Source organism: Pseudomonas sp. MBLB4123, assembly GCF_051904775.1.
Classification (GTDB): Bacteria; Pseudomonadota; Gammaproteobacteria; order Pseudomonadales; family Pseudomonadaceae; genus Aquipseudomonas; species Aquipseudomonas benzenivorans_B.
The window spans coordinates 2,576,950-2,602,817 of the sequence record NZ_CP196711.1 but is presented as its reverse complement, the minus strand read 5'-3'; the positions used below and the strand labels follow the sequence as shown (position 1 = coordinate 2,602,817).

The 25,868-nt window shown below is 65.2% G+C and carries 26 protein-coding genes; 14 read left to right on the top strand and 12 right to left on the bottom strand.

Features of this window, described 5'->3' with window-relative positions:
- The first annotated feature begins 34 nt into the window (after nucleotides 1-34).
- Together ACSX1C_RS12060 and ACSX1C_RS12055 are read left to right on the top strand one after the other, a co-directional pair.
- Nucleotides 35-2,527 carry a circularly permuted type 2 ATP-grasp protein gene (locus ACSX1C_RS12060; protein ID WP_439886329.1) on the top strand — a complete coding sequence of 831 codons (2,493 nt, stop codon included), beginning with the start codon at nucleotides 35-37 and terminating at the stop codon, nucleotides 2,525-2,527.
- Complete coding sequence (locus ACSX1C_RS12055) at nucleotides 2,524-3,441, top strand: transglutaminase family protein (RefSeq protein WP_439886328.1); 918 nt, start codon at nucleotides 2,524-2,526, stop codon at nucleotides 3,439-3,441. Before ACSX1C_RS12060 ends, ACSX1C_RS12055 begins: the two co-directional genes overlap by 4 nt.
- Nucleotides 3,442-3,447: 6 nt before the next feature.
- Here the strand turns inward: ACSX1C_RS12055 and ACSX1C_RS12050 are convergent, their stop codons facing one another.
- On the bottom strand, nucleotides 3,448-4,395 hold the full coding sequence (locus ACSX1C_RS12050) for a DUF808 domain-containing protein (protein ID WP_439886327.1): 948 nt from the start codon (nucleotides 4,393-4,395) through the stop codon (nucleotides 3,448-3,450).
- Between the two features lie 49 nt (nucleotides 4,396-4,444).
- Nucleotides 4,445-5,032 carry a TIGR00730 family Rossman fold protein gene (locus tag ACSX1C_RS12045; protein ID WP_439886326.1) on the bottom strand — a complete coding sequence of 196 codons (588 nt, stop codon included), beginning with the start codon at nucleotides 5,030-5,032 and terminating at the stop codon, nucleotides 4,445-4,447.
- 385 nt (nucleotides 5,033-5,417) lie between these two features.
- Between ACSX1C_RS12045 and amaA the strand changes: the two genes are divergently transcribed.
- Nucleotides 5,418-6,701 carry an L-pipecolate oxidase gene (gene amaA, locus ACSX1C_RS12040; RefSeq protein WP_439886325.1) on the top strand — a complete coding sequence of 428 codons (1,284 nt, stop codon included), beginning with the start codon at nucleotides 5,418-5,420 and terminating at the stop codon, nucleotides 6,699-6,701.
- A gap of 75 nt (nucleotides 6,702-6,776) precedes the next feature.
- On the opposite strand, the gene ACSX1C_RS12035 is transcribed toward amaA, so the two are convergent.
- The gene (locus ACSX1C_RS12035) at nucleotides 6,777-7,058 is read right to left on the bottom strand and encodes a hypothetical protein (protein WP_439889468.1); all 282 of its coding nucleotides are present in this window, start codon (nucleotides 7,056-7,058) and stop codon (nucleotides 6,777-6,779) included.
- Between ACSX1C_RS12035 and ACSX1C_RS12030 the strand changes: the two genes are divergently transcribed.
- From ACSX1C_RS12030 to ACSX1C_RS12010, 5 genes are all read left to right on the top strand, one after another.
- Nucleotides 7,003-8,124: a branched-chain amino acid ABC transporter substrate-binding protein gene (locus tag ACSX1C_RS12030; RefSeq protein WP_439886324.1), complete on the top strand. Its 1,122-nt coding sequence runs from the start codon at nucleotides 7,003-7,005 to the stop codon at nucleotides 8,122-8,124. The genes ACSX1C_RS12035 and ACSX1C_RS12030 overlap by 56 nt on opposite strands.
- Nucleotides 8,125-8,366: 242 nt before the next feature.
- Nucleotides 8,367-9,281: an ABC transporter permease subunit gene (locus ACSX1C_RS12025; protein ID WP_318645026.1), complete on the top strand. Its 915-nt coding sequence runs from the start codon at nucleotides 8,367-8,369 to the stop codon at nucleotides 9,279-9,281.
- A gap of 2 nt (nucleotides 9,282-9,283) precedes the next feature.
- Nucleotides 9,284-10,570, top strand: a complete 1,287-nt coding sequence (gene livM, locus ACSX1C_RS12020; protein WP_439886323.1) for a high-affinity branched-chain amino acid ABC transporter permease LivM — start codon at nucleotides 9,284-9,286, stop codon at nucleotides 10,568-10,570.
- A complete protein-coding gene (locus ACSX1C_RS12015; protein WP_439886322.1) occupies nucleotides 10,567-11,442 on the top strand; it encodes an ATP-binding cassette domain-containing protein in 876 nt (291 codons plus the stop codon). Before livM ends, ACSX1C_RS12015 begins: the two co-directional genes overlap by 4 nt.
- Entirely contained in the window at nucleotides 11,439-12,155 is a 717-nt protein-coding gene (locus tag ACSX1C_RS12010) for an ABC transporter ATP-binding protein (protein ID WP_318645029.1), read from the top strand. Before ACSX1C_RS12015 ends, ACSX1C_RS12010 begins: the two co-directional genes overlap by 4 nt.
- A gap of 612 nt (nucleotides 12,156-12,767) precedes the next feature.
- On the opposite strand, the gene ACSX1C_RS12005 is transcribed toward ACSX1C_RS12010, so the two are convergent.
- From ACSX1C_RS12005 to ACSX1C_RS11995, 3 genes are all read right to left on the bottom strand, one after another.
- Entirely contained in the window at nucleotides 12,768-13,679 is a 912-nt protein-coding gene (locus ACSX1C_RS12005; RefSeq protein ID WP_439886321.1) for a glycerophosphodiester phosphodiesterase, read from the bottom strand.
- Between the two features lie 141 nt (nucleotides 13,680-13,820).
- Nucleotides 13,821-14,195 carry an osmotically-inducible lipoprotein OsmE gene (gene osmE / locus ACSX1C_RS12000; RefSeq protein ID WP_439886320.1) on the bottom strand — a complete coding sequence of 125 codons (375 nt, stop codon included), beginning with the start codon at nucleotides 14,193-14,195 and terminating at the stop codon, nucleotides 13,821-13,823.
- Nucleotides 14,196-14,426: 231 nt separating this feature from the next.
- The gene (locus ACSX1C_RS11995) at nucleotides 14,427-14,663 is read right to left on the bottom strand and encodes a hypothetical protein (RefSeq protein WP_439886319.1); all 237 of its coding nucleotides are present in this window, start codon (nucleotides 14,661-14,663) and stop codon (nucleotides 14,427-14,429) included.
- A 315-nt stretch (nucleotides 14,664-14,978) separates the two neighbouring features.
- On the opposite strand from ACSX1C_RS11995, the gene ACSX1C_RS11990 reads away from it, so the two are divergent.
- The 6 genes from ACSX1C_RS11990 to ACSX1C_RS11965 all read left to right on the top strand — a co-directional run bounded on the left by ACSX1C_RS11990 (nucleotide 14,979) and on the right by ACSX1C_RS11965 (nucleotide 22,184).
- Nucleotides 14,979-15,485 (top strand): TRAP transporter small permease subunit, encoded by a 507-nt coding sequence (locus ACSX1C_RS11990; protein ID WP_439886318.1) that lies wholly within the window; start codon nucleotides 14,979-14,981, stop codon nucleotides 15,483-15,485.
- Nucleotides 15,485-16,810, top strand: coding sequence for a TRAP transporter large permease (locus tag ACSX1C_RS11985; RefSeq protein ID WP_439886317.1), 1,326 nt, complete (start codon nucleotides 15,485-15,487; stop codon nucleotides 16,808-16,810). The genes ACSX1C_RS11990 and ACSX1C_RS11985 overlap by 1 nt, the downstream gene beginning before the upstream one ends.
- A 178-nt stretch (nucleotides 16,811-16,988) precedes the next feature.
- Nucleotides 16,989-18,041 (top strand): TRAP transporter substrate-binding protein, encoded by a 1,053-nt coding sequence (locus ACSX1C_RS11980; protein WP_439886316.1) that lies wholly within the window; start codon nucleotides 16,989-16,991, stop codon nucleotides 18,039-18,041.
- A gap of 154 nt (nucleotides 18,042-18,195) precedes the next feature.
- The gene (locus ACSX1C_RS11975) at nucleotides 18,196-19,569 is read left to right on the top strand and encodes a glutamine synthetase family protein (RefSeq protein WP_439886315.1); all 1,374 of its coding nucleotides are present in this window, start codon (nucleotides 18,196-18,198) and stop codon (nucleotides 19,567-19,569) included.
- Nucleotides 19,570-19,617: 48 nt separating this feature from the next.
- A complete protein-coding gene (locus tag ACSX1C_RS11970) occupies nucleotides 19,618-21,006 on the top strand; it encodes an aldehyde dehydrogenase family protein (protein WP_439886314.1) in 1,389 nt (462 codons plus the stop codon).
- 8 nt (nucleotides 21,007-21,014) lie between these two features.
- The gene (locus ACSX1C_RS11965; protein ID WP_439886313.1) at nucleotides 21,015-22,184 is read left to right on the top strand and encodes an iron-containing alcohol dehydrogenase; all 1,170 of its coding nucleotides are present in this window, start codon (nucleotides 21,015-21,017) and stop codon (nucleotides 22,182-22,184) included.
- Between the two features lie 34 nt (nucleotides 22,185-22,218).
- On the opposite strand, the gene ACSX1C_RS11960 is transcribed toward ACSX1C_RS11965, so the two are convergent.
- The 6 genes from ACSX1C_RS11960 to ACSX1C_RS11935 form a co-directional block, all read right to left on the bottom strand.
- Nucleotides 22,219-22,707, bottom strand: a complete 489-nt coding sequence (locus ACSX1C_RS11960; RefSeq protein WP_439889409.1) for a GNAT family N-acetyltransferase — start codon at nucleotides 22,705-22,707, stop codon at nucleotides 22,219-22,221.
- 169 nt (nucleotides 22,708-22,876) lie between these two features.
- Nucleotides 22,877-23,293 carry a GFA family protein gene (locus tag ACSX1C_RS11955; protein ID WP_439886312.1) on the bottom strand — a complete coding sequence of 139 codons (417 nt, stop codon included), beginning with the start codon at nucleotides 23,291-23,293 and terminating at the stop codon, nucleotides 22,877-22,879.
- An 84-nt stretch (nucleotides 23,294-23,377) separates the two neighbouring features.
- Entirely contained in the window at nucleotides 23,378-23,899 is a 522-nt protein-coding gene (locus ACSX1C_RS11950) for a hypothetical protein (protein WP_439886311.1), read from the bottom strand.
- A 143-nt stretch (nucleotides 23,900-24,042) separates the two neighbouring features.
- Nucleotides 24,043-24,408 (bottom strand): cupin domain-containing protein, encoded by a 366-nt coding sequence (locus ACSX1C_RS11945; RefSeq protein WP_439886310.1) that lies wholly within the window; start codon nucleotides 24,406-24,408, stop codon nucleotides 24,043-24,045.
- Nucleotides 24,409-24,493: 85 nt separating this feature from the next.
- Nucleotides 24,494-25,039, bottom strand: a complete 546-nt coding sequence (locus ACSX1C_RS11940) for a GrpB family protein (protein ID WP_439886309.1) — start codon at nucleotides 25,037-25,039, stop codon at nucleotides 24,494-24,496.
- 168 nt (nucleotides 25,040-25,207) lie between these two features.
- Nucleotides 25,208-25,627: a GNAT family N-acetyltransferase gene (locus tag ACSX1C_RS11935; protein WP_439886308.1), complete on the bottom strand. Its 420-nt coding sequence runs from the start codon at nucleotides 25,625-25,627 to the stop codon at nucleotides 25,208-25,210.
- Between the last annotated feature and the right edge of the window lie 241 nt (nucleotides 25,628-25,868).

Here is a 25,868-nt window from a genome sequence, read left to right as displayed (position 1 = left end):
TCCCATCCCTTATCCGTCATTTGTTGAGTGAGCCATGTCCGATCTGCTTGCCGATTACCCCCCGACAGATGCGGCCTACCACGAGCTGGTCGATGGCAAGGGCAAGGTGCGGGCACACTGGCGCCGCCTGTTCGAGCGGCTGCAGCGCAGCACCCCGGCGCAACTGGCGCAGCGCCTGGCCCTGGTGAATCGGCAGATCCAGGAAAACGGCGTGACCTACAACGTCTACGCCGAGCCCGACGGCGCCGACCGGCCCTGGGAGCTGGACCTGCTGCCGAACCTGATCCCGGCGCAGGAGTGGCAGCAGATCGCCGCCGGGGTGGCGCAGCGCGCCAGCCTGCTGAATGCCGTGCTGGCGGATATCTACGGGCCGCAGCGGCTGATCGCCGACGGCCTGTTGCCGGCCGAGCTGGTGTTCGGCCACAACAACTTCCTCTGGCCGTGCCAGGGCGTACAGCCGCCGGGCGGCACCTTCCTGCATCTGTATGCGGTGGACCTGGCGCGGGCCCCGGACGGCCGCTGGTGGGTCACCGCCGATCGCACCCAGGCGCCATCCGGTGCCGGCTACGCCCTGGAGAACCGGCAGATCGTCTCGCGCACCCTGCCGGAGCTGTACCGCGAGCTCAACGTGCAGTACCTCGGCGGTTTCTTCCGTACCCTGCAGAACAGCCTGGCGCAGCAGGCGCCGGCCGACGGCGAGACGCCCCTGGTGGTGTTGCTGACCTCCGGGCGCTTCAACGAGAGTTACTTCGAGCATCTGTATCTGGCGCGTCAGCTCGGCTATCCGCTGGTCGAGGGCAGCGACCTGACCGTGCGCGACGCCACCCTCTACCTCAAGACCCTGGGCGGCTTGCGCCGGGTGCATGCGGTGCTGCGCCGGCTGGACGCCGATTTCTGCGACCCCCTGGAGCTGCGCACCGACTCGGCGCTCGGCGTGCCCGGGTTGCTGGAGGCGGTGCGCCGCGGTCGTGTGCTGGTGGCCAACGCCCTGGGCAGCGGGGTGCTGGAGTCGCCGGGCTTGCCGGGCTTTCTGCCGGCGATCGGCCAGAGGCTGCTCGGCGAAGAACTGTTGCTGCCGAGCATCGCCAGTTGGTGGTGCGGTGAGCCGCCGGTGCTGGAGCAGGCGCTGGAGAAACTGCCGGAGCTGCTGATCCGGGCGAGTTTCCCCTCCCAGAGTTTCGCCCCGGTGTACGGGCGCGATCTCGATCCGGCCCAGCGTGCGGCGCTGACCGAGCGCCTGCGGGCCAGGCCCTATGCCTATGTCGCCCAGGCCCTGGCGCAGTTGTCCCAGGCCCCGGTCTGGCTGGGCGAGGCGGGTGGCCTGCAGTCCCGTGCCATCGGCATGCGGGTGTTCGCCGTGGCCAGCGCCGAGGGCTATCGGGTCATGCCCGGTGGCCTGACCCGGGTGGCCGCCGAGGCCGATGCCGAGGAGGTGTCGATGCAGCGCGGCGGGTCGAGCAAGGACACCTGGGTGCTCGGCGAGCGTCACGCCGCCGGCGAGCCCTGGCAGTGGCGGCGTTCGCTGGGGGTGGCCGACCTGGTGCGCAGCGACCCCTTCCTGCCGTCGCGGGTGGTGGAGAACCTGTTCTGGTTCGGTCGCTACAGCTCCCGCTGCGAGGATGGCGCACGCTTGCTGCGCATCATGCTGGCGCGCTATGTCGACGATGACGACGATCCCCAGGCCCTGCAGACCGCCCTGGCCTTGGGGGAAAGCCTCGGCCTGCTGCCCGAGGAGGAGAGCGGCGAGCTGGAGCAGCGCCTGCTGCAGGCCCTGCTCGGGGTCGACTGGCCGGCCAGCCTGAAGGCCAACCTGCAGCGCCTGCAATGGACCGCTGGCAGCGTGCGCGGCAAGCTGTCCCAGGGCAACTGGCAGGTGCTGCTGGAGCTGCAGCGCGAGGCCCAGCGACTGGACGCCGAGGTCGAGGACTTCGGCGAGTTGCTGGACTACCTCGACGGCCTGCTGATCTCGCTGGCGGCCTTGTCCGGCTTCGCCCTGGACGACATGACCCGCGACGACGGCTGGCGCTTCCTGCTGCTCGGGCGCAGCATCGAACGCCTGCACTTCATGGCCGAGAGCATCGCCGGTTTCCTGCGCAGCGACGCCGTCGCCGACGCATCGGCCCTGGGCTGGCTGCTGGAGCTGGGCAACAGCAGCATCACCTATCGCACCCGCTACCTGGCCTCGGCGCAGCTGATCCCGGTGCTCGACCTGTTGCTGCTGGATGCGCAGAACCCGCACGCCGTGCTGTTCCAGCTGCGGACCCTGCTGCGTTCGCTCAAGCGCCTGGGCGAGCACTTCGAGCTGCCTGTCGAGGTGCCCCTGCTGCAACTGGAGCGGCAGTTGAGCGGCTTCAGCCTGGCCAGCCTGGAGAACCCGCTGTTCGGCCCGAGCAGCGTGACGGCGGTGCTCGAGGGGCTGGCCGAGCTGCTGGAGCGCATCGCCCAGGCCGGCGAAGACGCCTCCGAGCATCTCGGCCTGCGCTTCTTCGTGCATGTCGATCCGAGCCAGGGGACCCAGTCGACATGAACAGTACGACCTATCAAGTCATCCACGACACCCACTACCGGTATTCGGCCTCGGTGTCCCTGGCCCAGCAGCTGGCGCATTTGTGGCCGCGGCCCTGCCCCTGGCAGCACTGCCACGAGCGTCGGTTGCAGGTCAGTCCGTCACCCAGCCAGCGGCGCGACGAATTCGATGTGTTCGGCAACCCGCTGACCCGGCTGGTGTTCGAGCGTCCCCACGATGCCCTGGTGGTGGGCACGCGCCTGCGCATCGAGGTGCTGGCCCGGCCGCCGCTGGCACTGCGCGATTCGCCGCCCTGGGAGAGCATCAGCGGCGCCCTGAGCTACAGCGGTCAGGCGCTGCCCGACGCCTTGCTGGAGGCTGCCCGCTACCGTTTCGAGTCGCCCTATGTGCGGATCAAGCAGGCCTTCGTCGACTACGCCGCCGACTGCTTTCCGGCCAGGCGCCCGCTGTTGCTGGCGGTGCAGGCGCTGATGGGCAAGATCTTCGGCGAATTCACCTTCGATGCCGTGGCCACCCAGGTGGCCACGCCACTGCTGCAGGTGCTGGAGGCGCGCCGCGGGGTGTGCCAGGACTTCGCCCACCTGATGCTCGCCTGCCTGCGTTCCCGCGGCCTGGCCGCCCGCTACGTCAGCGGCTACCTGCTGACCCAGCCGCCGCCGGGGCAGCCGCGGTTGATCGGGGCCGACGCCTCGCACGCCTGGATCTCGGTGTACTGCCCGCGCCAGGGCTGGGTCGACTTCGATCCGACCAACAACGTCCTGCCGGCCCTGGAGCACATCACCCTGGCCTGGGGGCGCGACTTTGCCGATGTCTCGCCGCTGCGCGGGGTGATCCTCGGCGGCGGCAGCCACGACCCCGAGGTGAGCGTCACCGTGCTGCCCCTGGCCGCGCCCGAGGCCGCGGCGCCGGCCTGAGGCGGCTCAGCGCGCGGTCGCGGGCTTCAAGGCCCGCCACAGCCGGGTGGCCAGGGTGACGGCGACCAGGGTGATGGCGCCGGCGACTATGCCGCCCAGGCCATTGATCAGCGGCGGGACCAGCGCGCCCAGCAGGTCGTGGCCGGTGCCCTGGGCCAGCTGCTCGATGGCGTGGTGGGCGACGGGCACGCCATGGCTGAGGATGCCGCCGCCGACCATGAACATCGCCGCGGTGCCGAGCACCGACAGGCCCTTCATCAGCCAGGGCGCCGCCCGCAGAATGGCGCGGCCGAGCCCGCGTTGCAGGCGAGCGACCAGGTCCGCGCCGGCGCGCCGGTTGAGGTACAGGCCGGCGTCGTCGAGTTTGACGATGGCGGCAACCAGGCCGTAGACCCCGGCCGTGATCAGCAGGGCGATGCCGCTCAGCACCATCAGTTGCTGGGGGAAGGGGGCCGCCGCCACCGTGCCCAGGGTGATGGCGATGATCTCGGCGGAGAGGATGAAGTCGGTGCGCACCGCCCCGCGAATCTTGTCCCGCTCGAAGGTCAGCATGTCCACCTGCGGGTTGGCCACCGCCTGCACCAGCTGCTGGTGCTGCACCAGGTCTTCCTCCGGCGCGTGGAGGAAACGGTGCGCCAGCTTCTCGAAGCCCTCGTAGCAGAGGAAGGCGCCGCCCAGCATCAGCAGGGGCGTCACCGCCCAGGGTGCGAAGGCGCCGATCAGCAGCGCCGCCGGCACCAGGATCAGCTTGTTCTTCAGCGAGCCCTTGGCCACCGCCCAGACCACCGGCAGCTCCCGTTCGGCGCGTACGCCGGTGACCTGTTGGGCGTTCAGCGCCAGGTCGTCGCCGAGCACGCCGGCGGTCTTCTTCGCGGCGACCTTGGTCATCAGGGCGACATCGTCGAGCAGGGTGGCGATGTCGTCGAGCAGGGTCAAAAGGCTGGCGCCGGCCATGCAAGGGTTCCTTCTCTTGGGGCGGTTGAGTGATGGGGGGCGTGGCCGCTCAGTCGGGGTGGCGATCGACCCACTTCGGCGCCGCGCTCGGTTGCCACTGGCGCAGCGTCTGCAGCAGTTCGCCCGGCGAGTCGCCGAGTTGGAGCATGGCGCGGTGCTGGGAGCGGACGAAACGCTCGGCCACCAGGTGGTCGAGGAAGTCGCCGAGCTTGCTGTAGAAGCCGCCGACGTCCAGCAGGCCCAGGGGCTTGCTGTGGTAGCCGAGCTGACCCCAGGTCCATACCTCGAACAGCTCCTCCAGGGTGCCGAGGCCGCCGGGCAGGGCGATGAAGGCATCGCTGAGTTCGGCCATGCGCGCCTTGCGCGCATGCATGCCGTCGACCACCTCCAGGCGGCTCAGGCCCTGGTGGCCGATCTCCGCCCGCTCCAGGCTCTGCGGGATGATGCCGATGACCTCGCCACCGGCGGCCAGCGCCGCGTCCGCGACGACGCCCATCAGCCCCACCGCGCCGCCGCCGTAGACCAGGCGCAAGCCCTGCTCGGCCAGGTGGCGGCCGAGGCTTTCCGCGGCCTGGCGGTAGATGGGCTGGGCGCCGGGGCTGGCGCCGCAGAACACGCAGATGGATTGCAGGGACATGGCCACTCCTGAAGGCGAATCGAGGCGCTCAGGGTAGCGGTTGTGCCCGCCGCGACCAAGTCGTTACAGCGGCAGTTCGGTGCCGCTGGCGCCGCAGGCATAGCTGGCGAGCAGGCGTTGCAGCAGGGTGGTGATGGCCATGGTCATGCTCCGACGAGGGGCTGGCCACAGTGTAGGCGTCGCCGCCGCCGGCGATCCGCTTGATTGTCTCGATGGGGGCGATAGCCGGAACGCCGCGCACGCGACGGCTGCATCACCAAATGGAATGACATGGCGAATAAAGGTTGTTTGTTGTCGGCCTCGCAGCCGGCTATTACTTCGGGCCAGATGAGCCGTTGCTCGGTTGTTCGGGCGATATTTGCCGTGCCCTTGTAAGGATTGCTGGATGAGCCTACGCCAAGAGTGTTTGTGGGAGCGACTGACGCCACAACGGCCCCGCGCCGAGGCGCTGCGCGGCGAGTTGAAGGTCGATGTCTGTGTGGTCGGCGCCGGCATTACCGGGCTCAGCGCCGCCCTGCACCTGCTCGAGCAGGGCAAGACGGTGTGCGTGCTGGAGGCCCATGAAACCGGCCATGGCGGCTCCGGGCGCAACGTCGGCCTGGTCAATGCCGGGATGTGGATCGCACCGGACGAGGTCGAGCGCAAGCTCGGCGCCGCGGTGGGCGGTAAGCTGCTGGCGACCATGGGGGCGGCACCGGCGCTGGTGTTCGCCTTGATCGACAAGTACGGCATCGACTGCCAGGCGCGCCGCGAAGGCACCCTGCACATGGCGCACAACGCCCGCGGCCAGGCCGACCTGCAGAGTCGTTGCGAGCAGTGGCAGCGCCGCGGTGCGCCGGTCGAGCTGCTCACCGGCGCGGCCTGCCAGCAGGCCACCGGTACCCGGCGGATCGCCGCGGCGCTGCTCGACAGGCGCGCCGGCACCCTCAACCCCATGGCTTACACCAGCGGCCTGGCCCGCGCGGTCATCGGCCTGGGGGGGCGGCTGTTCCATCATTCCCCGGTGACCAGCCTGGAGCGCCAGGGGCAGGGCTGGTGCGTGATCACCCAGGGCGGAGCGGTCAGCGCCGAGCAGGTGGTGCTGGCGTCCAATGCCTACACCGAAGGCGAATGGAGCGAGCTGCGCCGCAACTTCTTCCCGGGCTTCTACTACCAGGTGGCTTCCGCGCCGCTGCAGGGCGAGCCGGCCGCGGGCATCCTGCCCGGCGGACAGGGCGCCTGGGACACCCGCCAGGTGCTCAGCAGCATTCGTCGCGACGCCGAGGGCCGCCTGCTCCTCGGCAGCCTGGGCAACGGCGCGGCCAAGCCGCTCTGGTTCCTGCGGGCCTGGGCGGACCGCATCCAGCAGCATTACTTTCCCCAGTTGGGACGGGTGCAGTGGCAGAGCACCTGGACCGGCTGCATCGCCTTCACCCCGGACCACCTGATGCGCCTGTTCGAGCCGGCGCCCGGCTTGCTCGCCGTCACCGGCTACAACGGCCGCGGGGTCACCACCGGCAGCGTGGTCGGCAAGGCCTTCGCCGACTACCTGTGTCAGGGGGGCGCGCAAGCCTTGCCGATGCCCGTGCAGCCGATGCGCAAGGTCAGTGTCGCCGGGCTGCGCAGCGGCCTCTATGAGGCGGGGTTCTCGCTGTACCACGCCGGTCAATGCCTGCGCGTGGTGATCTGAATGGCCCCGCGGCGGGCCCGGTGGGTCGTAAAGACGCATCCGTGGCGCCGTCTTGGTGCAGCCATCGCCCGGCCGTTACCGAAAGTAAACGGCATCGATCGGCCTTATCGCCATGATCGGCTCCGGCTTGTCTGGAATAAGAAAATGTCTATCAAGAACTTCCGGTTTTTTTGCAAAAACCTCTTTTTCTGTCGGCTGATTCCCCGGTAGAAAACCGTGGCATGCCATTTGCTCATGCCATTTGCTGCAACCAACAAGAACAGTAGCGGTACTCACACCCACCATATGGAGTAACAAAGCTATGTCGCAGATGATTTTCAAAAAGGGTTTTCTGGCACTCGCGGTCACCGGTGCCATGGGCCTTTCCTCCCTGGCCCAGGCCGACTTGGTGATCGGCGTCGCGGGGCCGCACACCGGGGCCAACGCGACCTTCGGCGAACAGTTCTGGCAGGGTGCGAAGCAGGCGGCCGAGGACATCAACGCCGCCGGCGGCGTCAATGGCGAGATGATCAAGCTGATCAAGGCCGACGATGCCTGCGAGCCCAAGCAGGCGGTGGCCGTGGCCAACCGCCTGGTCGATCAGGACGGCGTCAACGGCGTGGTCGGGCATTTCTGTTCCTCCTCGACCATTCCGGCTTCCGAGGTCTACGACGAGGCCGGGATCATCGCCATTACTCCGGGCTCGACCAATCCCCAGGTCACCGAGCGTGGCCTGCCGGGCATGTTCCGCATCTGCGGCCGGGACGACCAGCAAGGCATCATCGCCGGCGATTACATCGTCGATACCCTCAAGGCCAGCAAGGTCGCGATCATTCACGACAAGGACACCTACGGCCAGGGCCTGGCGGATGCGACCAAGGCCCAGCTGAACAAGCGCGGCGTCACCGAGGCGATCTACGAGGGCCTGACCCGCGGCGAGAAAGACTTCAACGCGCTGGTCACCAAGCTGCGCGCCGCCGACGTCGAGGTCGTGTACTTCGGCGGCCTGCATGCCGAAGCCGGCCCGCTGGTGCGGCAGATGCGCGAACAGGGGCTGACCGCGACCTTCCTCTCCGGCGACGGCATCGTCACCGACGAGATGGTCACCACAGCCGGCGGGCCGCAATACACCAAGGGCGTGCTGATGACCTTCGGCGCCGACCCGCGCCTGATCCCCGATGGCCAGGCGGTGATCGAGAAGTTCCGCGCCAACGGCTTCGAGCCCGAGGGCTATACCCTCTACTCCTATGCCTCGGTGCAGGCCCTGGCGGCCGCCTTCGGCGGTGCCGGCAGCAACGACAGCGAAAAGGCCAGTGCCTGGCTGAAGGCCAATCCGGTGCAGACCGTGATGGGCCAGAAGGAGTGGGACGCCAAGGGCGACCTGAAAGTCTCCGACTATGTCGTCTACGAATGGGACGACCAGGGCAAATACCACCAGCAGTAAGCTCGGGGCGCGTGGCAGGCCCAGGGCGTCCCGCTGGGGATGTCCCGGTCCTGCCGGCGCCTTGCTCGGCTAGCCCTCGGCGACGCAGCGTCGCCGAAGGACTAGTGCCTTCCGGGAACTGCTGAGTCGTCGACCCCGTCCGCCGCCGCACCTCATGCGGCGGCGCTCAGCAGTACCCGTCTGACAACACCTGAGGCGCCCGGCCCGACCCGGCCGGCAGCCCAGCAGACGAGACTGAGTCAATGGACGGTATCTTCCTGCAGCAAATGATCAACGGGCTCACGCTCGGGGCGGTCTATGGCCTGATCGCCATCGGCTACACCATGGTCTACGGCATCATCGGCATGATCAACTTCGCCCACGGCGAGGTGTACATGATCAGCGCCTACCTGGCGGCCATCACCCTGGCCATACTGGCCTACTTCGGCCTCGAATCCTTTCCGCTGCTGATTCTCGGCACGCTGCTGTTCACCATCTGCATCACCGGTGTGTACGGTTGGGTGATCGAGCGGGTGGCCTACAAGCCGCTGCGCAACTCCACCCGCCTGGCGCCGCTGATCAGCGCCATCGGCATGTCGCTGGTGTTGCAGAACTATGTGCAGATCAGCCAGGGCGCGCGTCAGCAAGGCGTGCCGACCCTGCTCGAGGGCGCCTTCAAGCTGAACATCGGCGAAGGCTTCGTGCAGCTGACCTACACCAAGGTGTTCATCCTCATCGCCGCTTTCGCCGGCATGGCGCTGCTGACCTATGTGATCCGCTGCACCAAGCTCGGGCGCATGTGCCGCGCCACCCAGCAGGACCGCAAGATGGCCTCGATCCTCGGGATCAACACCGACCGGGTGATCTCCTACGTGTTCGTCATCGGCGCGGCCATGGCGGCCCTGGCCGGGGTGCTGATCACCATGAACTACGGCACCTTCGACTTCTATGCCGGTTTCATCATCGGCATCAAGGCCTTCACCGCCGCGGTGCTCGGCGGCATCGGTTCGCTGCCCGGAGCCATGCTCGGCGGGCTGATTCTCGGCGTGGCCGAGGCGCAGTTCTCCGGCATGGTCAACACCGACTACAAGGACGTGTTCAGTTTCTCGCTGCTGGTGCTGATCCTGATCTTCCGTCCCCAGGGCCTGTTGGGCCGTCCCCACGTGGCGAAGGTGTAACCATGTCCTCAGCCCTTGCAAGCAAGCGTCTAGATGTGAAGAAGAGCCTGGTCGATGCGGTTCTCGCCGGCCTGATCGCGCTGATCGTATTCGGCCCGATCGTCGGGGTGGTTCTCGACGGCTATGAGTTCAACCTGGAAACCCAGCGCATGGCGGCGGTGGTCGGCGTGGTCATGCTCGGCCGCTTCCTCCTCAGCCTGTTCCTGCAGACCCCCAAGGGCCTGGCGATCCTCGCCGGCTTCGAGACCACCGGCTCCGGCGTGCATGTGCTGGCGCCGGACCACAAGAGCCAGCTGCGTTGGGTCATCCCGCTGCTGGTGGCGGTCGCCCTGGTGTTTCCGTTCTTCGCCGGCAAGTACCTGCTGACCGTGGTCATCCTCGGCCTGATCTATGTGCTGCTCGGCCTCGGCCTGAACATAGTGGTCGGCCTCGCCGGCCTGCTCGACCTGGGCTACGTGGCCTTCTACGCCATCGGCGCCTACGGCCTGGCGCTGGGTTACGAGTACCTCGGCCTGGGCTTCTGGTCGGTGCTGCCGCTGGCGGCGGTGGCGGCGGCGGTGGCCGGGGGCATTCTCGGCTTTCCGGTGCTGCGCATGCACGGCGACTACCTGGCCATCGTCACCCTCGGTTTCGGCGAGATCATCCGCCTGGTGCTGAACAACTGGCTGGAGTTCACCGGCGGGCCGAACGGCATGTCGGCGCCGTCGCCGAGCTTCATGGGCCTGGAGTTCACCCGCCGGGCCAAGGACGGCGGGGTGCCGTTCCATGAGTTCTTCGGCATTCCCTACGACTCCAACCTGAAGTTCCTGTTCATCTATCTGGTGCTGCTGCTGGTGGTGCTGCTGGTGCTCTACGTGAAGAACCGCCTGACCCGCATGCCGATCGGCCGTGCCTGGGAGGCGCTGCGCGAGGACGAGATCGCCTGCCGCGCCATGGGGCTGAACCACGTGCTGGTCAAGCTCTCGGCCTTCATGATCGGCGCCTCCACGGCCGGTCTGGCCGGGGTGTTCTTCGCCAGCTACCAGGGCTTCGTCAACCCGGCCTCGTTCACCTTCTTCGAGTCGGCGCTGATTCTCGCCATCGTCGTGCTCGGCGGCATGGGCTCGACCGTCGGCGTGGTCTTGGCGGCCTTCGTCCTGACCGTCGCCCCGGAGTTGCTGCGCAGCTTCGCCGAGTACCGGGTGCTGCTGTTCGGCATCCTGATGGTGTTGATGATGATCTGGCGCCCCCGGGGCCTGATCCGGGTCAGCCGCAACGGTGTGCAACCGCGCCAAGGAGTAGCGCCATGAGCGAAGAAATTGTCCTCTCGGTAGACCGCCTGGCCATGCACTTCGGCGGGATCAAGGCGCTGAACGATGTCAGCCTGACCATCAAGCGCAACTCCATCTCGGCCCTGATCGGTCCCAACGGTGCCGGCAAGACCACGGTGTTCAACTGCCTGACCGGCTTCTACAGCGCCACCGGCGGCAGCATCAAGCTCAAGGCCCGGGGCAAGACCACCGACGTGATCAAGGTGCTCGGCGAACCCTTCGCGCCGGGGGACTTCGTCTCTCCGCCGAAGTTCTTCAGCCGCCTGTACTACAAGATGTTCGGCGGCACCCACCTGGTCAACCGCGCCGGCCTGGCGCGCACCTTCCAGAACATCCGCCTGTTCAAGGAGATGTCGGTGGTGGAGAACCTGCTGGTGGCCCAGCACATGTGGATTAACCGCAACCTGCTGGCCGGCGTGTTCAATACCCCGGGCTTCCGCAAGTCCGAGAGCCAGGCGTTGGACCATGCCTTCTACTGGCTGGAGGTGGTCGACCTGGTCGACTGCGCCAACCGCCTGGCCGGCGAGCTGTCCTACGGTCAGCAGCGCCGCCTGGAGATCGCCCGGGCCATGTGCACGCGGCCGCAGATCATCTGTCTGGACGAGCCGGCCGCCGGCCTCAACCCGCAGGAAACCGAGGCGCTGAGCCGGATCATCCGCCTGCTGCGCGACGAGCACGACCTGACCGTGCTGCTGATCGAGCACGACATGGGCATGGTCATGAGCATTTCCGACCATATCGTCGTACTCGACCACGGCCTGGTGATCGCCCAGGGCGGTCCCGAGGCGATTCGCAACGACCCCAAAGTGATCGCCGCCTACCTGGGCGCCGACGAGGAGGAACTGGTATGAGTCAGCCGATCCTCGAACTGAAGCAGCTGGACGTGTTCTACGGCCCGATTCAGGCGTTGAAGAAGGTCGACCTGCACATCGACGAGGGCGAAACGGTCAGCCTGATCGGCGCCAACGGCGCGGGCAAGTCGACCCTGCTGATGTCGATCTTCGGCCAGCCGCGGGCGGCGGCCGGGCAGATCCTCTACCGCGGCACCGACATCACCCTGAAGTCCTCGCACTACGTCGCCTCCAACGGCATCGCCCAGTCGCCGGAAGGGCGGCGGGTGTTCCCCGACATGAGCGTCGAGGAAAACCTGATGATGGGCACCATCCCCATTGGCGACAAACATGTCGACGAGGACAAGCAGCGCATGTTCGAGCTGTTCCCGCGCCTCAAGGAGCGGCGCAACCAGCGGGCCATGACCATGTCCGGCGGCGAGCAGCAGATGCTCGCCATCGCCCGGGCGCTGATGAGCCGGCCCAAGCTGCTGCTGCTGGACGAGCCGAGCCTGGGCTTGGCGCCTATCGTGGTCAAGCAGATCTTCCAGACCCTGCGCGAGCTGGCCCGCAGCGGCATGACCATCTTCCTGGTCGAGCAGAACGCCAACCATGCGTTGCGCCTGTCCAACCGCGGCTACGTGATGGTCAACGGCGAGATCCGCCTGAGCGGCACCGGCGAGGAGCTGCTGGGCAACGAAGAGGTACGCAAGGCCTATCTGGGCGGGCACTGAGTTCCGTCACCCTCCGGAGCGCGCGTGCCGTGGCGGCACGCGCGACTCCTTCGTCGAACCGAGGTGGCTGGCGCACTGCTGGCCACGCAACGTTGGCTCCTCTTATCCCTCGAGTGGCCTCCGGCGAGCCGTCGCGGCCAGTTGCCCACAAAGTCTGTGGAACGAATTGTGGATAAAGTGGTGGTAGAACCGTGCAGGCCTTGCCGGATGGTCCTTCTGGGGCCTTGGTCAATTTTCGAGCTATCCGCTTTTATTCACTTAAAACAGTAACTTAGAGGGATGGCTGGGCGAGCCTGGGCGTGTCCGAGTTGTCCACCACTACTGTGGGTAGTCCTGTTGATAACTGCCGGTGAAGTCGCTGCAGGCCAGGCAGGCCCTGGGGCTTCGCGGATCGGGTGTTTTTTGATCAGCGCTCGGTCGTCTTGTGCGAGCGCCTCAGCTGCGGCCCGGCGTCAAGCCAAAATCCAGGGCCGCACTATCCGTGCGGAGGCGGGGCGGCAGTTATCCAGGCAAACTGTGGAAGGTGCTGTGGATAAGCTGCGGGCGCCTGGCGCCAAGCCAGGCGGAGAGCGGCCTGGCGGGCGCTGGTCGAGTTTTGATCGCTGGGCGGGGCTATTCGCCCAGCGCGCCGATCCGGGTCGAGCGATCGAGCAGCTGCAAGGCACGGTCCGGGTAGTCGGTGATCAGGCCCTGGGCCCCCATGTCGAGCAGACGGCGCATGGCCGGCTGTTCGTTGATGGTCCACAGCTGCACGTTGAGCCCGCGCTCCCGGGCGGTGTGCAGCAGGCTGGCGCTGGCGATCGGCAGGCCGCTGTGGCGCTCGGGGATCTGCAGCGCCTGGTAGGAGGGGGACAGCACGCCGCCCAGTCCCAGCCAGTCGAGCGCCACCAGCAGGCGTACCGAGCCGGGGCCGGCGGAGGTGGCAACCCCCGGGCAGTGTTCGCGGAACAGCTGCAGGCTGCGCTCGTAGAAGCTGCCGACCAGCACCAGGTCGCGCTGGCCATGGGCCTGCAGCATGGCGCACAGCTGCGCCTCCATGCCGACGTCCGGCACCTTGATCTCGACCACCTTGGGCTTGTCCGGGAAACGCTCGAGGACCTCGGCGAAGCTCGGGATACGAATGCCCTGGCCGCGGTAGGGGTGGCTCTCGCCGCCGTCGGCGGTCCAGCGGTAGCCGGCATCCAGGGCTTGCAGCTGGGCGAGGCTCTGGGCGGCGACCGGACCCTGGCCGTCGGTGGTGCGCTCCAGGGTGCTGTCGTGGATCACTACCAGCTCGCCATCGCTGGAGAGGTGCAGGTCCATCTCCAGCATGTCCACGCCCAGGGCGCTGGCGCGTTCGAAGGCGAACAGGCTGTTTTCCGGCCACAGGCCCTTGCCGCCGCGATGGGCGATCACCAGGGGCCGCTCACCCAGGGCCGCGAGCACGGCCGGCGGCGACGCCGGGTGGCTGGTCAGCATCAGGGTCAGCAGGGCGATGGCAGTCAGCAGCAAGGGCGCGAGAAGAAAACGGGCGAGGCGCAGCATGGAGGCTTCCAAGGTGGCTGTGAAAGGGCGAGCCCGGACTATGACAAAGGAAAGGGAGGGCGGCGAGAGGTGAATCGCGACAGCCGGCACACCTTTGCGGACAGCCTGGGTGACCGGGGGGAGCGCGAATGCCGCGCCCGCTCAGTAGCCGCCCCCGCCGCCTATGCCGACCGGCCTGCGCGCTCGGGCGCGTTCGCCGTCTTCCATCTGCGTGCAGGTGCTGAAGCCCTTGCCGTCGACGCGCCCGGCCGAGTCGAAGCTGACATGGTAGGCCTGGGGCTGGCCGTCCCGGGTGAGGATGTAGTCGTGACAGCTGCCCGGGTGGACGCTGCGCGGCATCACCCCGGACGGGGCTCCGCCGATCTCCAGGACCTGCTGCTTGCTCATGTCCCGGGCGACGTGCGCCACCAGCGGTTCGTCACGATAGGTCAGGTAGGCGTTCGGGTTGCCCAGGGAGCCGGCGCAGCCGGACAGGGTGCTCAACAGGGCGAGGACGCCCAGGGTTTGCTGGTGCATGGTGGCCTCCCGCGGGGCACGTGGTGTCGGACTCCACTGTGCGTTGCCGCAGACGCTCGCCGCATGACCTCTGCGTGGCGTGCCGGGCCCTGGAGCCCCTGTTGTTATGGTAGCTGCTCAGGCGAGCTTGCCATCCCTGGCGCTGATCGGCGGGAGACTTGCGGGGCCGTTGGGCAGGTTGGAATGGAGCGTGCCGCTGCGCAGGCTCGCGGTGGTCCGGTGCGGCCGGCGTTAGCCGGCTCGGCGGTGCTCCAGCAGGCGTTCGGCCCCGCCTTCGGCGAGGCGCAGGCGCTGCTGGCCGGGGGTGCGCTCTGCCCCGCCTTCGGCGACATGGCGGTCCAGCGGGCGGACTTCCTGCTGGCTGTCCTTCGCCTCGCCGAGCAAGGGTTGCGGGTTGAGGCTCGGCAGGGCGAAGGCGTTGGCGGCGAACAGGGCGAGGACCAGGCTGAGGGCGAGTTGGCGTTTCATGATGGCTCCTCCCGTTGGAGAACAATGGCTACGGGAGGAGATGTTAAGGACTTGCCCGCGGATAAGAAGTCGAGTGCCTCGATAGTGCCCATCGATCTTGGTGATGTTGGGATATAAGCGCTTTTAGCCGGCGTCTTCGCGGGTTTTCCCCTCAACTTGCCCAGGAACTGCGCCGGCCTGGCGCCCGCGCGAGGCCGCCAGGCCCGTCGGTCGCGCGCAGCCTCGCAATGGCGCTTTCGCCTCTCCCGCGGCGAGTTGGCATTGGGAAATCTTCGGCTAGTCTGACGGGATAACATCTATTTCGAAGAGAACTGAATGCCCAAGGCGATTCGGCTGTTCGTGCGGGGAGTGGACGCGATGAACCGGGTCATCGGCCGGTTCGCCATGTACCTGATCTTCGCCATGCTGGCGGTGCTGCTGTACTCATCCATCAGCAAGACCTTCGCCGACCCGGCGATCTGGACCCTGGAAACCGCGCAGTTCCTCATGGTCGCCTACTTTCTCCTCGGCGGCGGCTACTCCATGCAGCTCGATGCCCATGTGCGCATGGACCTGTTCTACAGCCGCTGGTCGCCGCGCACCAGCGCGATCATGGACGCCATCACCGTCGGCTTCCTGATCTTCTACCTGATCTTCCTGCTCTACGGCGGCATCTCCTCGACCCAGTACGCCCTGCAGTACGGCGAGACCAGCTATTCGGCCTGGTCGCCGCCCATGGCGCCGATCAAGATCATCATGACCGTCGGCGTGGCGCTGATGCTGCTGCAGACCGTTGCCACCTTCTTCAAGGATATCGCCGCCGCCCGCGGGGAGACGCTGTAATGAGTTACGAGCTCATCGCCCTGCTGATGTTCTCCTCGATGATGTTGCTGTTGCTCACCGGCAAGCGGGTGTTCGGCGCCATCGGCTTCGTCGCGGTCAGCGCCGCCTTGCTGTTGTGGGGCGACGGCGGCTCGGAGATCGCCTTCAGCGCGGCGATGAAACTGATGAAGTGGTACCCGCTGCTGACCCTGCCGATGTTCGTCTACATGGGCTACATGCTCTCCGAGTCGGGGCTGGCCGAAGACCTCTACCGCATGTTCCACGTGTGGATGGGGCCGCTGAACGGCGGCCTGGCCATCGGCACCATCGGCCTGATGGTGGCGATCTCGGCGATGAACGGCCTGAGCGTCGCCGGCATGGCCATCGGCGCCAGCATCGCCCTGCCGGAACTGCTGCGCCGCGGCTACGACAAGATCATGGTCACCGGGGTGATCCAGGCCGGCAGCTCCCTGGGCATCCTCATTCCGCCCAGCGTGGTGCTGGTGCTGTACGGCATGATCGCCCGCCAGCCGGTCGGCCAGCTGTGGCTGGCCGGGGTGTTCCCGGGGCTGATGATGGCCGGGCTGTTCGTCCTCTACATCGTCATCCGCTGCCGCCTGCAACCGCACCTGGGGCCGGCCCTGGCCGAGGAGGAGCGCCAGCAGATCGGCTGGGGCGAGAAGCTGCGTCTGCTCAAGGCCGGCATCGCCCCGCTGTTCATCTTCTTCTGCATGACCGGCCTGTTCCTGATGGGCATCACCAGCCTGGTGGAAAGCTCGGCGGTGGGCGCCGCGGCCGCCACCTTCACCGCTCTGGTCAAGGGCCGGCTGAGCGCCCAGGTGATGGAAGACACCCTGCGCAAGACCCTCGGCATCAGCTGCATGTTCATGTGGATCATCCTCGCCGCCCTGTGCTTCGGCGCGGTGTTCGACGGCCTCGGCGCGGTCAACGCCATCGAGGCCTTCTTCATCGACCGCCTGGAGCTGGGCCCCTGGCAGGTGCTGATCATGATGCAGCTGTCGTTCATCCTGATGGGCATGTTTCTCGACGACACCGCCATGCTGGTGATCGTCGCGCCGCTATACGTGCCCCTGGTCGGCGCCCTGGGCTTCGATCTGATCTGGTACGGCGTGCTCTACACCATCACCTGCCAGATCGCCTACATGACCCCGCCCTTCGGCTACAACCTGTTCCTCATGCGCGCCATGGCGCCGCCGGAGGTGACCCTTCGCGACATCTACCTCTCGGTCACCCCCTTCGTGCTGATCATGGTGCTGGCCCTGGTGCTGGTGATGATGTTTCCGCAGATCGCGCTGTGGTTGCCCCAGTGGCACTACGCGCGCTGACCCACAGAATTCAGGAGAGGCTCGGACGCAGTTGGTTTTTTCACCCCGAGCGGCGACAGGCGCTGGCCGCCCTGCGGGGTAACGCGCCCACCTGAACACGCTGCACCGACCTCGCCGGGTCGCAGTGGTGCCATGCGGTTGTATGACATCTGGATCGACATTCATTGGAGATAACAGCATGAGTACGAGACGCAAGTTCCTCAAGACCGCCGCGGTCACCACCGGCGCGGTGGGCGCATCGGCCCTGGGCTCGGCGCATATCTACGCGCAGGAGCCGAAGAAGATCACCTGGCGCCTGCAGACCTACGCCGGCCCGGCCCTGGCCGAGCACGTGATCAAGCCCTCGATCGACGCCTTCAACCTGGCGGCCAAGGGCGAGATGGAGATCCAGCTGTACTTCGCCGACCAGCTGGTGCCCACCGGCGAGCTGTTCCGCGCCATGCAGCGCGGCACCATCGATGCGGTGCAGAGCGACGACGACTCCATCGCCGCGCCGGTGGACGTTTCGGTGTTCGGCGGCTACTTCCCCTTCGCCACCCGCTACAGCCTGGACGTGCCGGTGCTGTTCGAGAAGTACGGCCTGCGGCAGATCTGGGAGGAGGCCTACGGCGAGGTCGAGGGCGTCACCTGGCTTGGCGCCGGCGCCTGGGACCCCTGCCACTTCGCCACGGTCGAGCCGATCCGCAGCCTGGCCGACCTCAAGGGCAAGCGCATCTTCACCTTCCCCACCGCCGGCAAGTTTCTCTCGCGCTTCGGCGTGATCCCGGTGACCCTGCCCTGGGAGGACGTCGAGGTGGCGGTGCAGACCGGCGAGCTGGACGGCATCACCTGGTCGGGCATCACCGAGGACTACACCGTCGGCTGGGCCAACGTCACCAAGTACTTCCTCACCAACAACATCTCCGGCGCCTGGATCGGTTCCTACTTCGCCAACTCGGCGAAGTGGGCCGAGGTGCCTGCGCACCTGCAGACCCTGTTCAAGCTGTGCATGGACAGCTCCCACTACTACCGCCAGCACTGGTACTGGGGCGGCGAGGCGCAGCTGCGCGTGGAGGGCGGCAAGCTGCAGCTGACCACCATTCCCGACGCGGAGTGGAAGACGGTGGAGGACGAGGCGCACAAGTTCTGGGACGAGATCGCCAAGGCCAGCCCGCGCAGCGCCAAGGTGGTGGAGATCTTCAAGAAGTACAACGCCCTGATGGCCAAGGCCGGCCCACCCTATCGCTACTGATACCGGCGACCACGCCGTCGGCGCCCAGGCGCACGCCCGTGCCCGGATGGCTCTCCGCGGGCATGGGCGCCCTGCGTTGGAGCGCCGGTCGCCGTTCGGGGCATTGGAGACAACCGACAGGGGACGTCGGCCATAACAATAGATGGGGGTGCATATGCTCAAACCGCGAGAAGTGAAGACCGTCGAAGATGCCAAACGCATCGTCGAGGAGCGCGGGCTCAGTCATATCAAGGTCGGGGTGTTCGACAACGACGGGGTGATGCGCGGCAAGTACCTGAGCCGCAGCAAGTTCCTTTCCGCGCTGGACTCGGGCTTCGCCTTCTGCGACGTGGTACTGGGCTGGGACGTCAAGGACCAGCTCTACGACAACGCCAGCTACACCGGCTGGCACACCGGCTACCCGGACGCGCCGGTGCGGGTGCTGCCGCACACCTGCCGGGAGATTCCCTTCGAGAACGGTATGCTGCTGTTCATCTGCGAGTTCGCCGAGCAGGCCGAGGCGGTCTGCCCGCGCGGCACCCTGCGGCGGGTGGTCAAGCGCTGCGAGGAGATGGGCTTCGATCCCTTCGCAGCGCTGGAGTACGAATTCTTCATGTTCGACGAGACCCCGGAGTCGGCGCGGGAGAAGGGCTTTCGCAACCTCAAGCCGTTCACCCCGGACTGGTTCGGCTACTCGATGATCCGCAACTCGGTGCATGCCGAGCTGTACCACCAGATTCTCGAGCTGGGCGAGCAGATGGACTTCCCCATCGAGGGCCTGCACACCGAGACCGGCCCCGGCGTGCTGGAGGCGGCCATCGCCTATGACCAGGCCGAGGACGCGGCGGACAAGGGCGCGCTGTTCAAGACCTTCATGAAGGTGCTGGCCCAGCGCAACGGCCTGATGGCCACCTTCATGGCCAAGTGGTCGGGCAAGTACCCGGGGCAGAGCGGCCATATCCACGTCTCCCTGCGTGAGCGCGAGAGCGGCAAGTCGGCCTTCCACGACCCCAGCCAGCCGCACTGCATGAGCCAGGTCCAGCGCCAGTTCCTCGCCGGCCAGCAGCGCCTGATGCCCGAGTTCCTGTGCATGGTGGCGCCGACCCTGAACAGCTACCGCCGGCTGATCCCCGGCTTCTGGGCGCCGACCGACGCCACCTGGGGCGTGGAGAACCGCACCGCGGCGTTGCGGGTGATCCCCGGCAGCGACAAGTCGCAGCGCCAGGAATATCGCCTGGGCGCCGCCGACGGCAACCCCTTCCTGGCCCTGGCGGTGGCTATCGGCTCCGGGCTGTACGGGGTGATGCAGGGCTGGCAGCCGACCGAGCCGGTGTCCGGCAACGCCTATGCGCAGAAGCACCCGCCGGAACTGGCCCTGCCGCGCACCCTGTGGGACGCGGCGCAGCGCCTGAAGGCCTCCCAGGCGGCGCGCGAGTTGTTCGGCGACCCGTTCGTCGAGCACTACGCCGCCAGCCGCGAATGGGAGGAACGTGAATACCGTCGGCATGTCAGCGATTGGGAGCTCGATCGCTACTTCGAAATCATCTGATCGCCGGGGGCGGCGCCACGGTGCCGCCTCCGGTTCTGGAGCGTCGCAATGAGCAAGTTGCAGTGCATATCACCGGTCGACGACAGCCTCTACGTCGAGCGCGAGCTGGCCACGGCCGCGCAGATCGAGGCGGCCCTGGCCAAGGCCGAGCAGGCCCAGCGGGCCTGGAAGACCACCCCCCTGAGCGAACGGGTCGCCATCGGCCGCAAGGCCATCGCCGCCTTCGCCGCCAAGGAAGAGCAGCTGGCCGAGGAGTTGTGCTGGATGATGGGCCGGCCGATCCGCTATTGCGCCGGGGAAGTCCGCGGCTTCGTCGAGCGCGCCAGCCACATGGCCGATATCGCCGAGAGCGCCCTGGCCGATATCCGCCTGCCGGACAAACCCGGTTTCACCCGTTTCATCCGCCGCGAGCCGCTGGGCGTGGCGCTGATCATCGCGCCCTGGAACTACCCCTACCTGACCGCCGTGAACGCGGTGATGCCGGCATTGCTGGCCGGCAACGCGGTGCTGCTCAAGCACTCGGCGCAGACCCCGCTGTGCGCCGAGCGCATGGTCGAGGCCTTCGTCGAGGCCGGCCTGCCGGACGGGGTGTTCCAGTACCTGCACCTCAGCCACGCCGACACCGAGCGGCTGATCCAGGCGCCGGCCGTGCAGTACGTGGCCTTTACCGGCTCGGTGCCGGGCGGCGCCATGGTCGAGCGGGCGGCCGCCGGACGCTTCATCGGCACCGGCCTGGAGCTGGGCGGCAAGGACCCGGCCTACGTGCGCGCCGACGCCGACCTGGCCCACGCGGTGGAGACCGCCATCGACGGCGCCTTCTTCAATTCCGGGCAGTCCTGCTGCGGCATCGAGCGCATCTACGTGCACGAGTCGCTGTTCGAGGCCTTCGTCGAGCAGGCGGTGGCCCTGGTCAAGCGCTACAAGCTGGGCCGCCCCGACGACCCTGCCACCACCCTGGGGCCGTTGGTACGGGCCGAGGCCGCGGATTTCGTCCGCCGGCAGATCAACGAGGCCCTGGCCCAGGGCGCCACCGCCCATATCGACCCGGCCGACTTCGCCCTCGACCGGCCGGGCAGCGCCTACCTGGCGCCCCAGGTGCTGACCGACGTCTACCACGGCATGCGGGTGATGACCGAGGAGTCCTTCGGCCCGGTGGTAGGCATCCAGAAGGTCAAGGACGATGAGGAGGCCCTGGCGCTGATGAACGACAGCGAGTTCGGCCTCACCGCCGCCATCTTCAGCCGCGACGCCGAGGCCGCCCTGGCCCTGGCCGAGCGGGTCGAGGCCGGCACCGTGTTCCTCAACCGCTGCGACTACCTCGACCCGGCCCTGGCCTGGACCGGGGTCAAGCACTCCGGCCGTGGCTGCACCCTGTCGAGCATCGGCTACGAACAGCTGACCCGGCCGAAATCCTTCCACTTCAAGACCCAGTTGTGAGGCGCGCCATGGACCTGAACCACTACCGCATGAACTGGAATTACCCCACCGCGATCCGCGTCGGCGCCGGACGCATCCGCGAACTGCCCGCCGCCTGCCGTGAGCTGGGCATGGCCGCGCCGCTGCTGGTCACCGACCCTGGCCTGGCGGCCCTGTCGATCATCGATGACGCCCTGCTGCAATGCCGCGACGATGGCCTCAAGGCCGGGCTGTTCGCGGCGATCAAGGGCAACCCCACCGGGCAGAACGTGATGGACGGCGTGGCGGCCTTCAAGGCCGGCGGCCACGACGGGGTGATCGCCTTCGGCGGCGGCTCGGCCCTGGACGCCGGCAAGGCCATCGCCCTGATGGTCGGGCAGGACCGCCCCCTGTGGGACTTCGAGGACATCGGCGACAACGCCAGCCGCGTCAAGGTCGCCGGCATGGCCCCGGTGGTGGCGGTGCCGACCACCGCCGGCACCGGCTCGGAGGTCGGCCGCGCCTCGGTGATCACCGACGAGGCGGCGCACATCAAACGCATCATCTTCCACGCCCGCATGCTGCCGGCGCTGGTCATCCTCGATCCGCAACTGACCATCGGCCTGCCGGCCAAGGTCACCGCCGCCACCGGCATGGACGCCCTGTCGCACAGCCTGGAGGCCTATTGCTCGCCGCTGTTCCACCCCATGGCCGAGGGCATCGCCCTGGAGGGCATGCGCCTGGTGCAGCAGTATCTGCCGCGGGCGGTGGCCCACGGCGCGGATGTCGAGGCGCGGCTGCAGATGCTGGTGGCCTCGACCATGGGCGCCACCGCCTTCCAGCGTGGGCTGGGTGCCATGCATGCCCTGGCCCACCCGCTCGGCGCGCTCTACGATGCCCACCACGGCCTGCTCAACGCGGTGTTGATGCCCTACGTGCTGCAGGCCAACCAGGCCAGCATCGGCCCGCAGATGTACCGCCTGGCGCGCTACCTGGGCCTGAGCAAGGCGGGGTTCGCTGGCGTGCTCGACTGGGTGCTGGAACTGCGCAGCGAGGTCGGCATCCCCCACAGCCTCGGCGAGATCGGCATCGACGACGCCCGCATCGAACAGGTCGGGCAGATGGCCGAGGCCGATCCTTCGGCCGGTACCAACCCGATCCCCTTCAGTGCGAGCCAGTACAGCCAGCTGTTCGAGAAGGCGCTACGCGGAACCTTGTAGTGCGTAGCCCGTAGGATGGGTTACGCCGCTGCTGTTATGCAGCATTTACACAGAGCGCCAAAATCATCGGCTGAGTTCGAAGCGGTGAGCCAGTCCGTAGTTCCTCAGGCTCACCCACAGGTACGAACCCCAATGAATGGTATAGCGATATTGCTGCCGAATTGCTTGTAGTGACTGCGAGTGACAATGAGCTTAGCTGCGATGCTGTAGCCCATGAGATTATGTATTCAATCAACGCCCGGCCTATACCCATGCCTCGGCTCTCTGGTCTTACCCACATTTGATATATGTGTGCTGTTTTAGACTCTGCTTGATGAAGCAGCCCCCAAGCCAAGCCGGATGGTACGCCGTTGACTTCGGCTACAAGAGGCAGAGCCGTGTCTTCGCGACTGGGCAGGTTGAGGCGAGACATCCACTCATCATCTGAATACTCTGCCTCGCGCTCGAAAGTTGAGCCGAAGGAGTCAGGCGAGTCTTTCAATGAGCTAAGCCGCAAGGACCTATATGTTTCCCAATCGCTCATGGATAGCACGCGTATGTCGATGTTGTTCATGAGTTCGGCCTTGTGGCATAGCGTTTGGTGAGCTGCCCCCGGTTTCACGGACACCCGCCTAGAGGCTGGCGACAGGGTTGGGAAAGCTATTCCTCACCGCTTCTGGGGAGCGTCCATACACGCATGGCGATATGTGTGATTACATTTTGGGTGCAAAATAAGCCATTATCTCAGCTGTAGTCATTTCTTTTGTTTGGTTTGAAAAGCAGTAATAGCTAGGGCGCATGTCGCTAAAGTACTGCATATCCATTTCCAGCCCTTCCAGATTTGAAAACATGCCTACTGGCATGTTGTACTCACCCGTCTCTTTGAATTTATAGAACAGATGAGTACCACATTCTGTGCAAAAGCCACGGGATGCCCATGACGACGACTCAAACATTTTGACTTTATCATTGCCTTCAATTTTCACCTTGGTGCCACATTTCACTGCAAAGAATGGGGCGCCGCCCCAAGTTCTACATGATTGGCAATGGCATACTGTAAACTTGGGGTTGACTTTCTCGGCAACGATTTTGACAGCGCCACAAAGGCAGTTTGTTTCTGATTGAGACATTTGAATGACACCTTTTTTGGTAAAAATATAATGATTGAACTACGGGCCGGCTTGGGCCGGTCCCAGCGAATGAAATGAGCGGCTTCAGCGCCTTGTTATGTGATTGTTAACGAATGTGTTGAGATCTGATGCTGACTTTATATGGTATACCGCCTTCCCAGCGGCTCTCGCTTTGATCTTGTCGAGGAAGCCAGTAGTCCAGAAATTGGGAGAAAGCCGAAGGTATTTCCAGCTCGCCAAGGTTCCTTTCAGCACAGAGCTACCCTCTGGCCAACCTTCCGGTTTTAAAAATGGACTTTTTAGCAATCTCTTGGTGGTGAACCAGTAGTGTTGCCAGTATGGTAGATCAACATAGATGAGCGTATCCGCCGAATCTATTCTTTGCCAAAAGGACTCCAGAGTCCCCAGCCCTTCTATGATCCAGCCATCCTTGATCAGAATATCTCTGTGGGATGACTTGTATTCTTCGGCGGGTACCTTTGAGCCGTCTGGTCGATACTCGATTCGATCCAAGGGGAACAACTCAACGCCCACGGCCTTCGCCAGATGTCTACTAAGAGTAGACTTGCCGCCGCCAGGTTTACCAAAAACAGCTATCCGTTTCATATGTCATCACTTCCTAAGGTGCACACTAGCCCGTAGGATGGGTATCACGTAGTGACACCCATGTGGTTGACGCAAACCGGGTGTCGCCTGGGATATGGGCGATGGGTTACGCCGCTGCGCGGCCAACCCATCCTACGAGGTATTTAAATCCAAATATCATTTTTAGCGGTGCGCTCACCATCTTCGTGACCGGTATTCAGTACGCCTCGGGGTTCAATAAGTAGAATCTTTACTTCTTCCTCGGCGAAAGGTTTGTGCTCCTTGCCCTTCGGTACGACGTACATCTCGCCTTTCGATAGGGTCACATGCCCGTCACGAAAATCAATTCGTAATTTCCCGTCCAGCACAATAAAGGTTTCGTCTGTATCCTTGTGTTCATGCCAGACAAAGTCGCCTTTGATTTTCACTAGTTTGAACTGGTAGTCATTCATCTCTGCGATGACTTTGGGTGTCCATTGCTCGTCAAAGAGAGAAAGTTTGCTTTCGAGGTTTAGTGCCTCATATTCCATTGAGTGCTTCCTCTAGATAACCGCTTGGTTAAAGTCCGGTTTTCGCCCGTCCTGTGTAAGCCCTGCGTGCGGCCTGCGCTGCTTGTTAGGCCTCACTGCCCTGGCCGCGCCGGCAGAGAGTGAGTACCGCCTGTATGAAGGGTGCTTTGGCCGCTGTGTACGCTTCGCGGTCAGTGCGATGCTGAACGGCAAGCTGTAGTTTCAAGGCGGCGTACTGCGCAGCGAGCTCAGGGTTTGAGCGCAAGGTGTCGCGGAATGCCAGCCGATCAAGCCACGTCGGGCTGTTATAAACCAAGATATGAAGGTGGTGCGTGCGAAATGTAGGCGAAGGCTTGCAGAACCAGTGCATGTCTTCGGGTTTATACGGGTAGTGCTGATAGAGCAAATGGCGCAGTGCTTCAATAGCACCGCGGGACTCTGCCAGCGACCTGACAGGCGCAGCAATGTCGATGATCGGTTTGGCAACCAAGCCAGGCACTGAAGTGCTGCCGACGTGCTCGATGGGGCCGACAAGCCAGGGTTTAAGAGCTTCGGCCAGTAACGTCTGCTCCTCTGCGAAAATACGTGGCCAAGCTGGATCGTACGCGGTGATTTCTATCGTGGCGTCTTCAGTTGCAGTGGAGGCCCGCATGGCTTCTTACATGGTCCAGAACTTGGATTAAGGGTTGGGCGTTAGCCCATCCCACGGGAGTGAGGCCTGTGCGTGAATTACAGGCCGGATATACGAGTGCAAGCGCACTGACGACAGGTCTGAACGCTATTGCTCACTGCTCATGGGCGCGCGTCCGTATAGCACTAGCTAGACTGGTGAAATGATCTTGCTCATTATGATGATTTTCTCAACTTCTTCATGCTCTTCACGCATCTTTGTATACCCTAGTTTCTGATAAAAACCTTCAGCAGTGATTGAAGAGGGCACAGTCAGTTCTTCTGTTTTGTTGTTTGAGGCTAGCTTTTCTATGTGCTTCATTAGGGCTAGGCCAATACCGAAGCCCTGATGTCTTGGCATTACGAAAACAGATCGAATGGTCTTTTTGTCTAAGCTTGCAGTTCCGGTGATCTCTCCGTCTTTCACGGAAACGAAAGTCTCACGGGTCAGCATGCGGCTTGCTATTTGCTCGGGGGAGAAATTCTCTGGCAATTTCTCAATAAGAGAGGTGGGATAGTCTTTGGCGTTAGTCTCTTTAATGGCAGAAATTATGAGGGCGCTGATTTCCACCGCGTCTTCCGGGCGTGCTTCTCGAATAGATATGGCCAACAGCAGTACCTCTACCTAAAATTGAACACCCAGTGGTGCGATTAAATGCGCCACTTGGTGGATAACATTCCCTGCCGTTGCCAGTGCGACCTCTCAATCTTGAGGTGTCCAGCTTGCGGCAGGGGCCTTTGGGGGGTGTTGTGCACCAGGGCTCATCGGCAGCCCAGGGCAAGTATCCGCATCGGCGGAAGGTTTCGTTGAA

Coding starts and splice junctions, on each gene's coding strand:
- ACSX1C_RS11980 (WP_439886316.1), top strand. CDS start 16,989: ATGAGTACGAGACGCAAGTTCCTCAAGACCGCCGCGGTCACCACCGGC.
- ACSX1C_RS11995 (WP_439886319.1), bottom strand. CDS start 14,663: ATGAAACGCCAACTCGCCCTCAGCCTGGTCCTCGCCCTGTTCGCCGCC.
- ACSX1C_RS12015 (WP_439886322.1), top strand. CDS start 10,567: ATGAGCGAAGAAATTGTCCTCTCGGTAGACCGCCTGGCCATGCACTTC.
- livM (WP_439886323.1), top strand. CDS start 9,284: ATGTCCTCAGCCCTTGCAAGCAAGCGTCTAGATGTGAAGAAGAGCCTG.
- ACSX1C_RS12025 (WP_318645026.1), top strand. CDS start 8,367: ATGGACGGTATCTTCCTGCAGCAAATGATCAACGGGCTCACGCTCGGG.
- osmE (WP_439886320.1), bottom strand. CDS start 14,195: ATGCACCAGCAAACCCTGGGCGTCCTCGCCCTGTTGAGCACCCTGTCC.
- ACSX1C_RS12035 (WP_439889468.1), bottom strand. CDS start 7,058: ATGGCACCGGTGACCGCGAGTGCCAGAAAACCCTTTTTGAAAATCATC.
- ACSX1C_RS12045 (WP_439886326.1), bottom strand. CDS start 5,032: ATGTCCCTGCAATCCATCTGCGTGTTCTGCGGCGCCAGCCCCGGCGCC.
- ACSX1C_RS12010 (WP_318645029.1), top strand. CDS start 11,439: ATGAGTCAGCCGATCCTCGAACTGAAGCAGCTGGACGTGTTCTACGGC.
- ACSX1C_RS11945 (WP_439886310.1), bottom strand. CDS start 24,408: ATGGAATATGAGGCACTAAACCTCGAAAGCAAACTTTCTCTCTTTGAC.
- ACSX1C_RS12055 (WP_439886328.1), top strand. CDS start 2,524: ATGAACAGTACGACCTATCAAGTCATCCACGACACCCACTACCGGTAT.
- amaA (WP_439886325.1), top strand. CDS start 5,418: ATGAGCCTACGCCAAGAGTGTTTGTGGGAGCGACTGACGCCACAACGG.
- ACSX1C_RS11985 (WP_439886317.1), top strand. CDS start 15,485: ATGAGTTACGAGCTCATCGCCCTGCTGATGTTCTCCTCGATGATGTTG.
- ACSX1C_RS11940 (WP_439886309.1), bottom strand. CDS start 25,039: ATGCGGGCCTCCACTGCAACTGAAGACGCCACGATAGAAATCACCGCG.
- ACSX1C_RS11955 (WP_439886312.1), bottom strand. CDS start 23,293: ATGTCTCAATCAGAAACAAACTGCCTTTGTGGCGCTGTCAAAATCGTT.
- ACSX1C_RS12050 (WP_439886327.1), bottom strand. CDS start 4,395: ATGGCCGGCGCCAGCCTTTTGACCCTGCTCGACGACATCGCCACCCTG.
- ACSX1C_RS11960 (WP_439889409.1), bottom strand. CDS start 22,707: ATGAGCGATTGGGAAACATATAGGTCCTTGCGGCTTAGCTCATTGAAA.
- ACSX1C_RS11970 (WP_439886314.1), top strand. CDS start 19,618: ATGAGCAAGTTGCAGTGCATATCACCGGTCGACGACAGCCTCTACGTC.
- ACSX1C_RS11990 (WP_439886318.1), top strand. CDS start 14,979: ATGCCCAAGGCGATTCGGCTGTTCGTGCGGGGAGTGGACGCGATGAAC.
- ACSX1C_RS12060 (WP_439886329.1), top strand. CDS start 35: ATGTCCGATCTGCTTGCCGATTACCCCCCGACAGATGCGGCCTACCAC.
- ACSX1C_RS11950 (WP_439886311.1), bottom strand. CDS start 23,899: ATGAAACGGATAGCTGTTTTTGGTAAACCTGGCGGCGGCAAGTCTACT.
- ACSX1C_RS11965 (WP_439886313.1), top strand. CDS start 21,015: ATGGACCTGAACCACTACCGCATGAACTGGAATTACCCCACCGCGATC.
- ACSX1C_RS12030 (WP_439886324.1), top strand. CDS start 7,003: ATGTCGCAGATGATTTTCAAAAAGGGTTTTCTGGCACTCGCGGTCACC.
- ACSX1C_RS12005 (WP_439886321.1), bottom strand. CDS start 13,679: ATGCTGCGCCTCGCCCGTTTTCTTCTCGCGCCCTTGCTGCTGACTGCC.
- ACSX1C_RS11975 (WP_439886315.1), top strand. CDS start 18,196: ATGCTCAAACCGCGAGAAGTGAAGACCGTCGAAGATGCCAAACGCATC.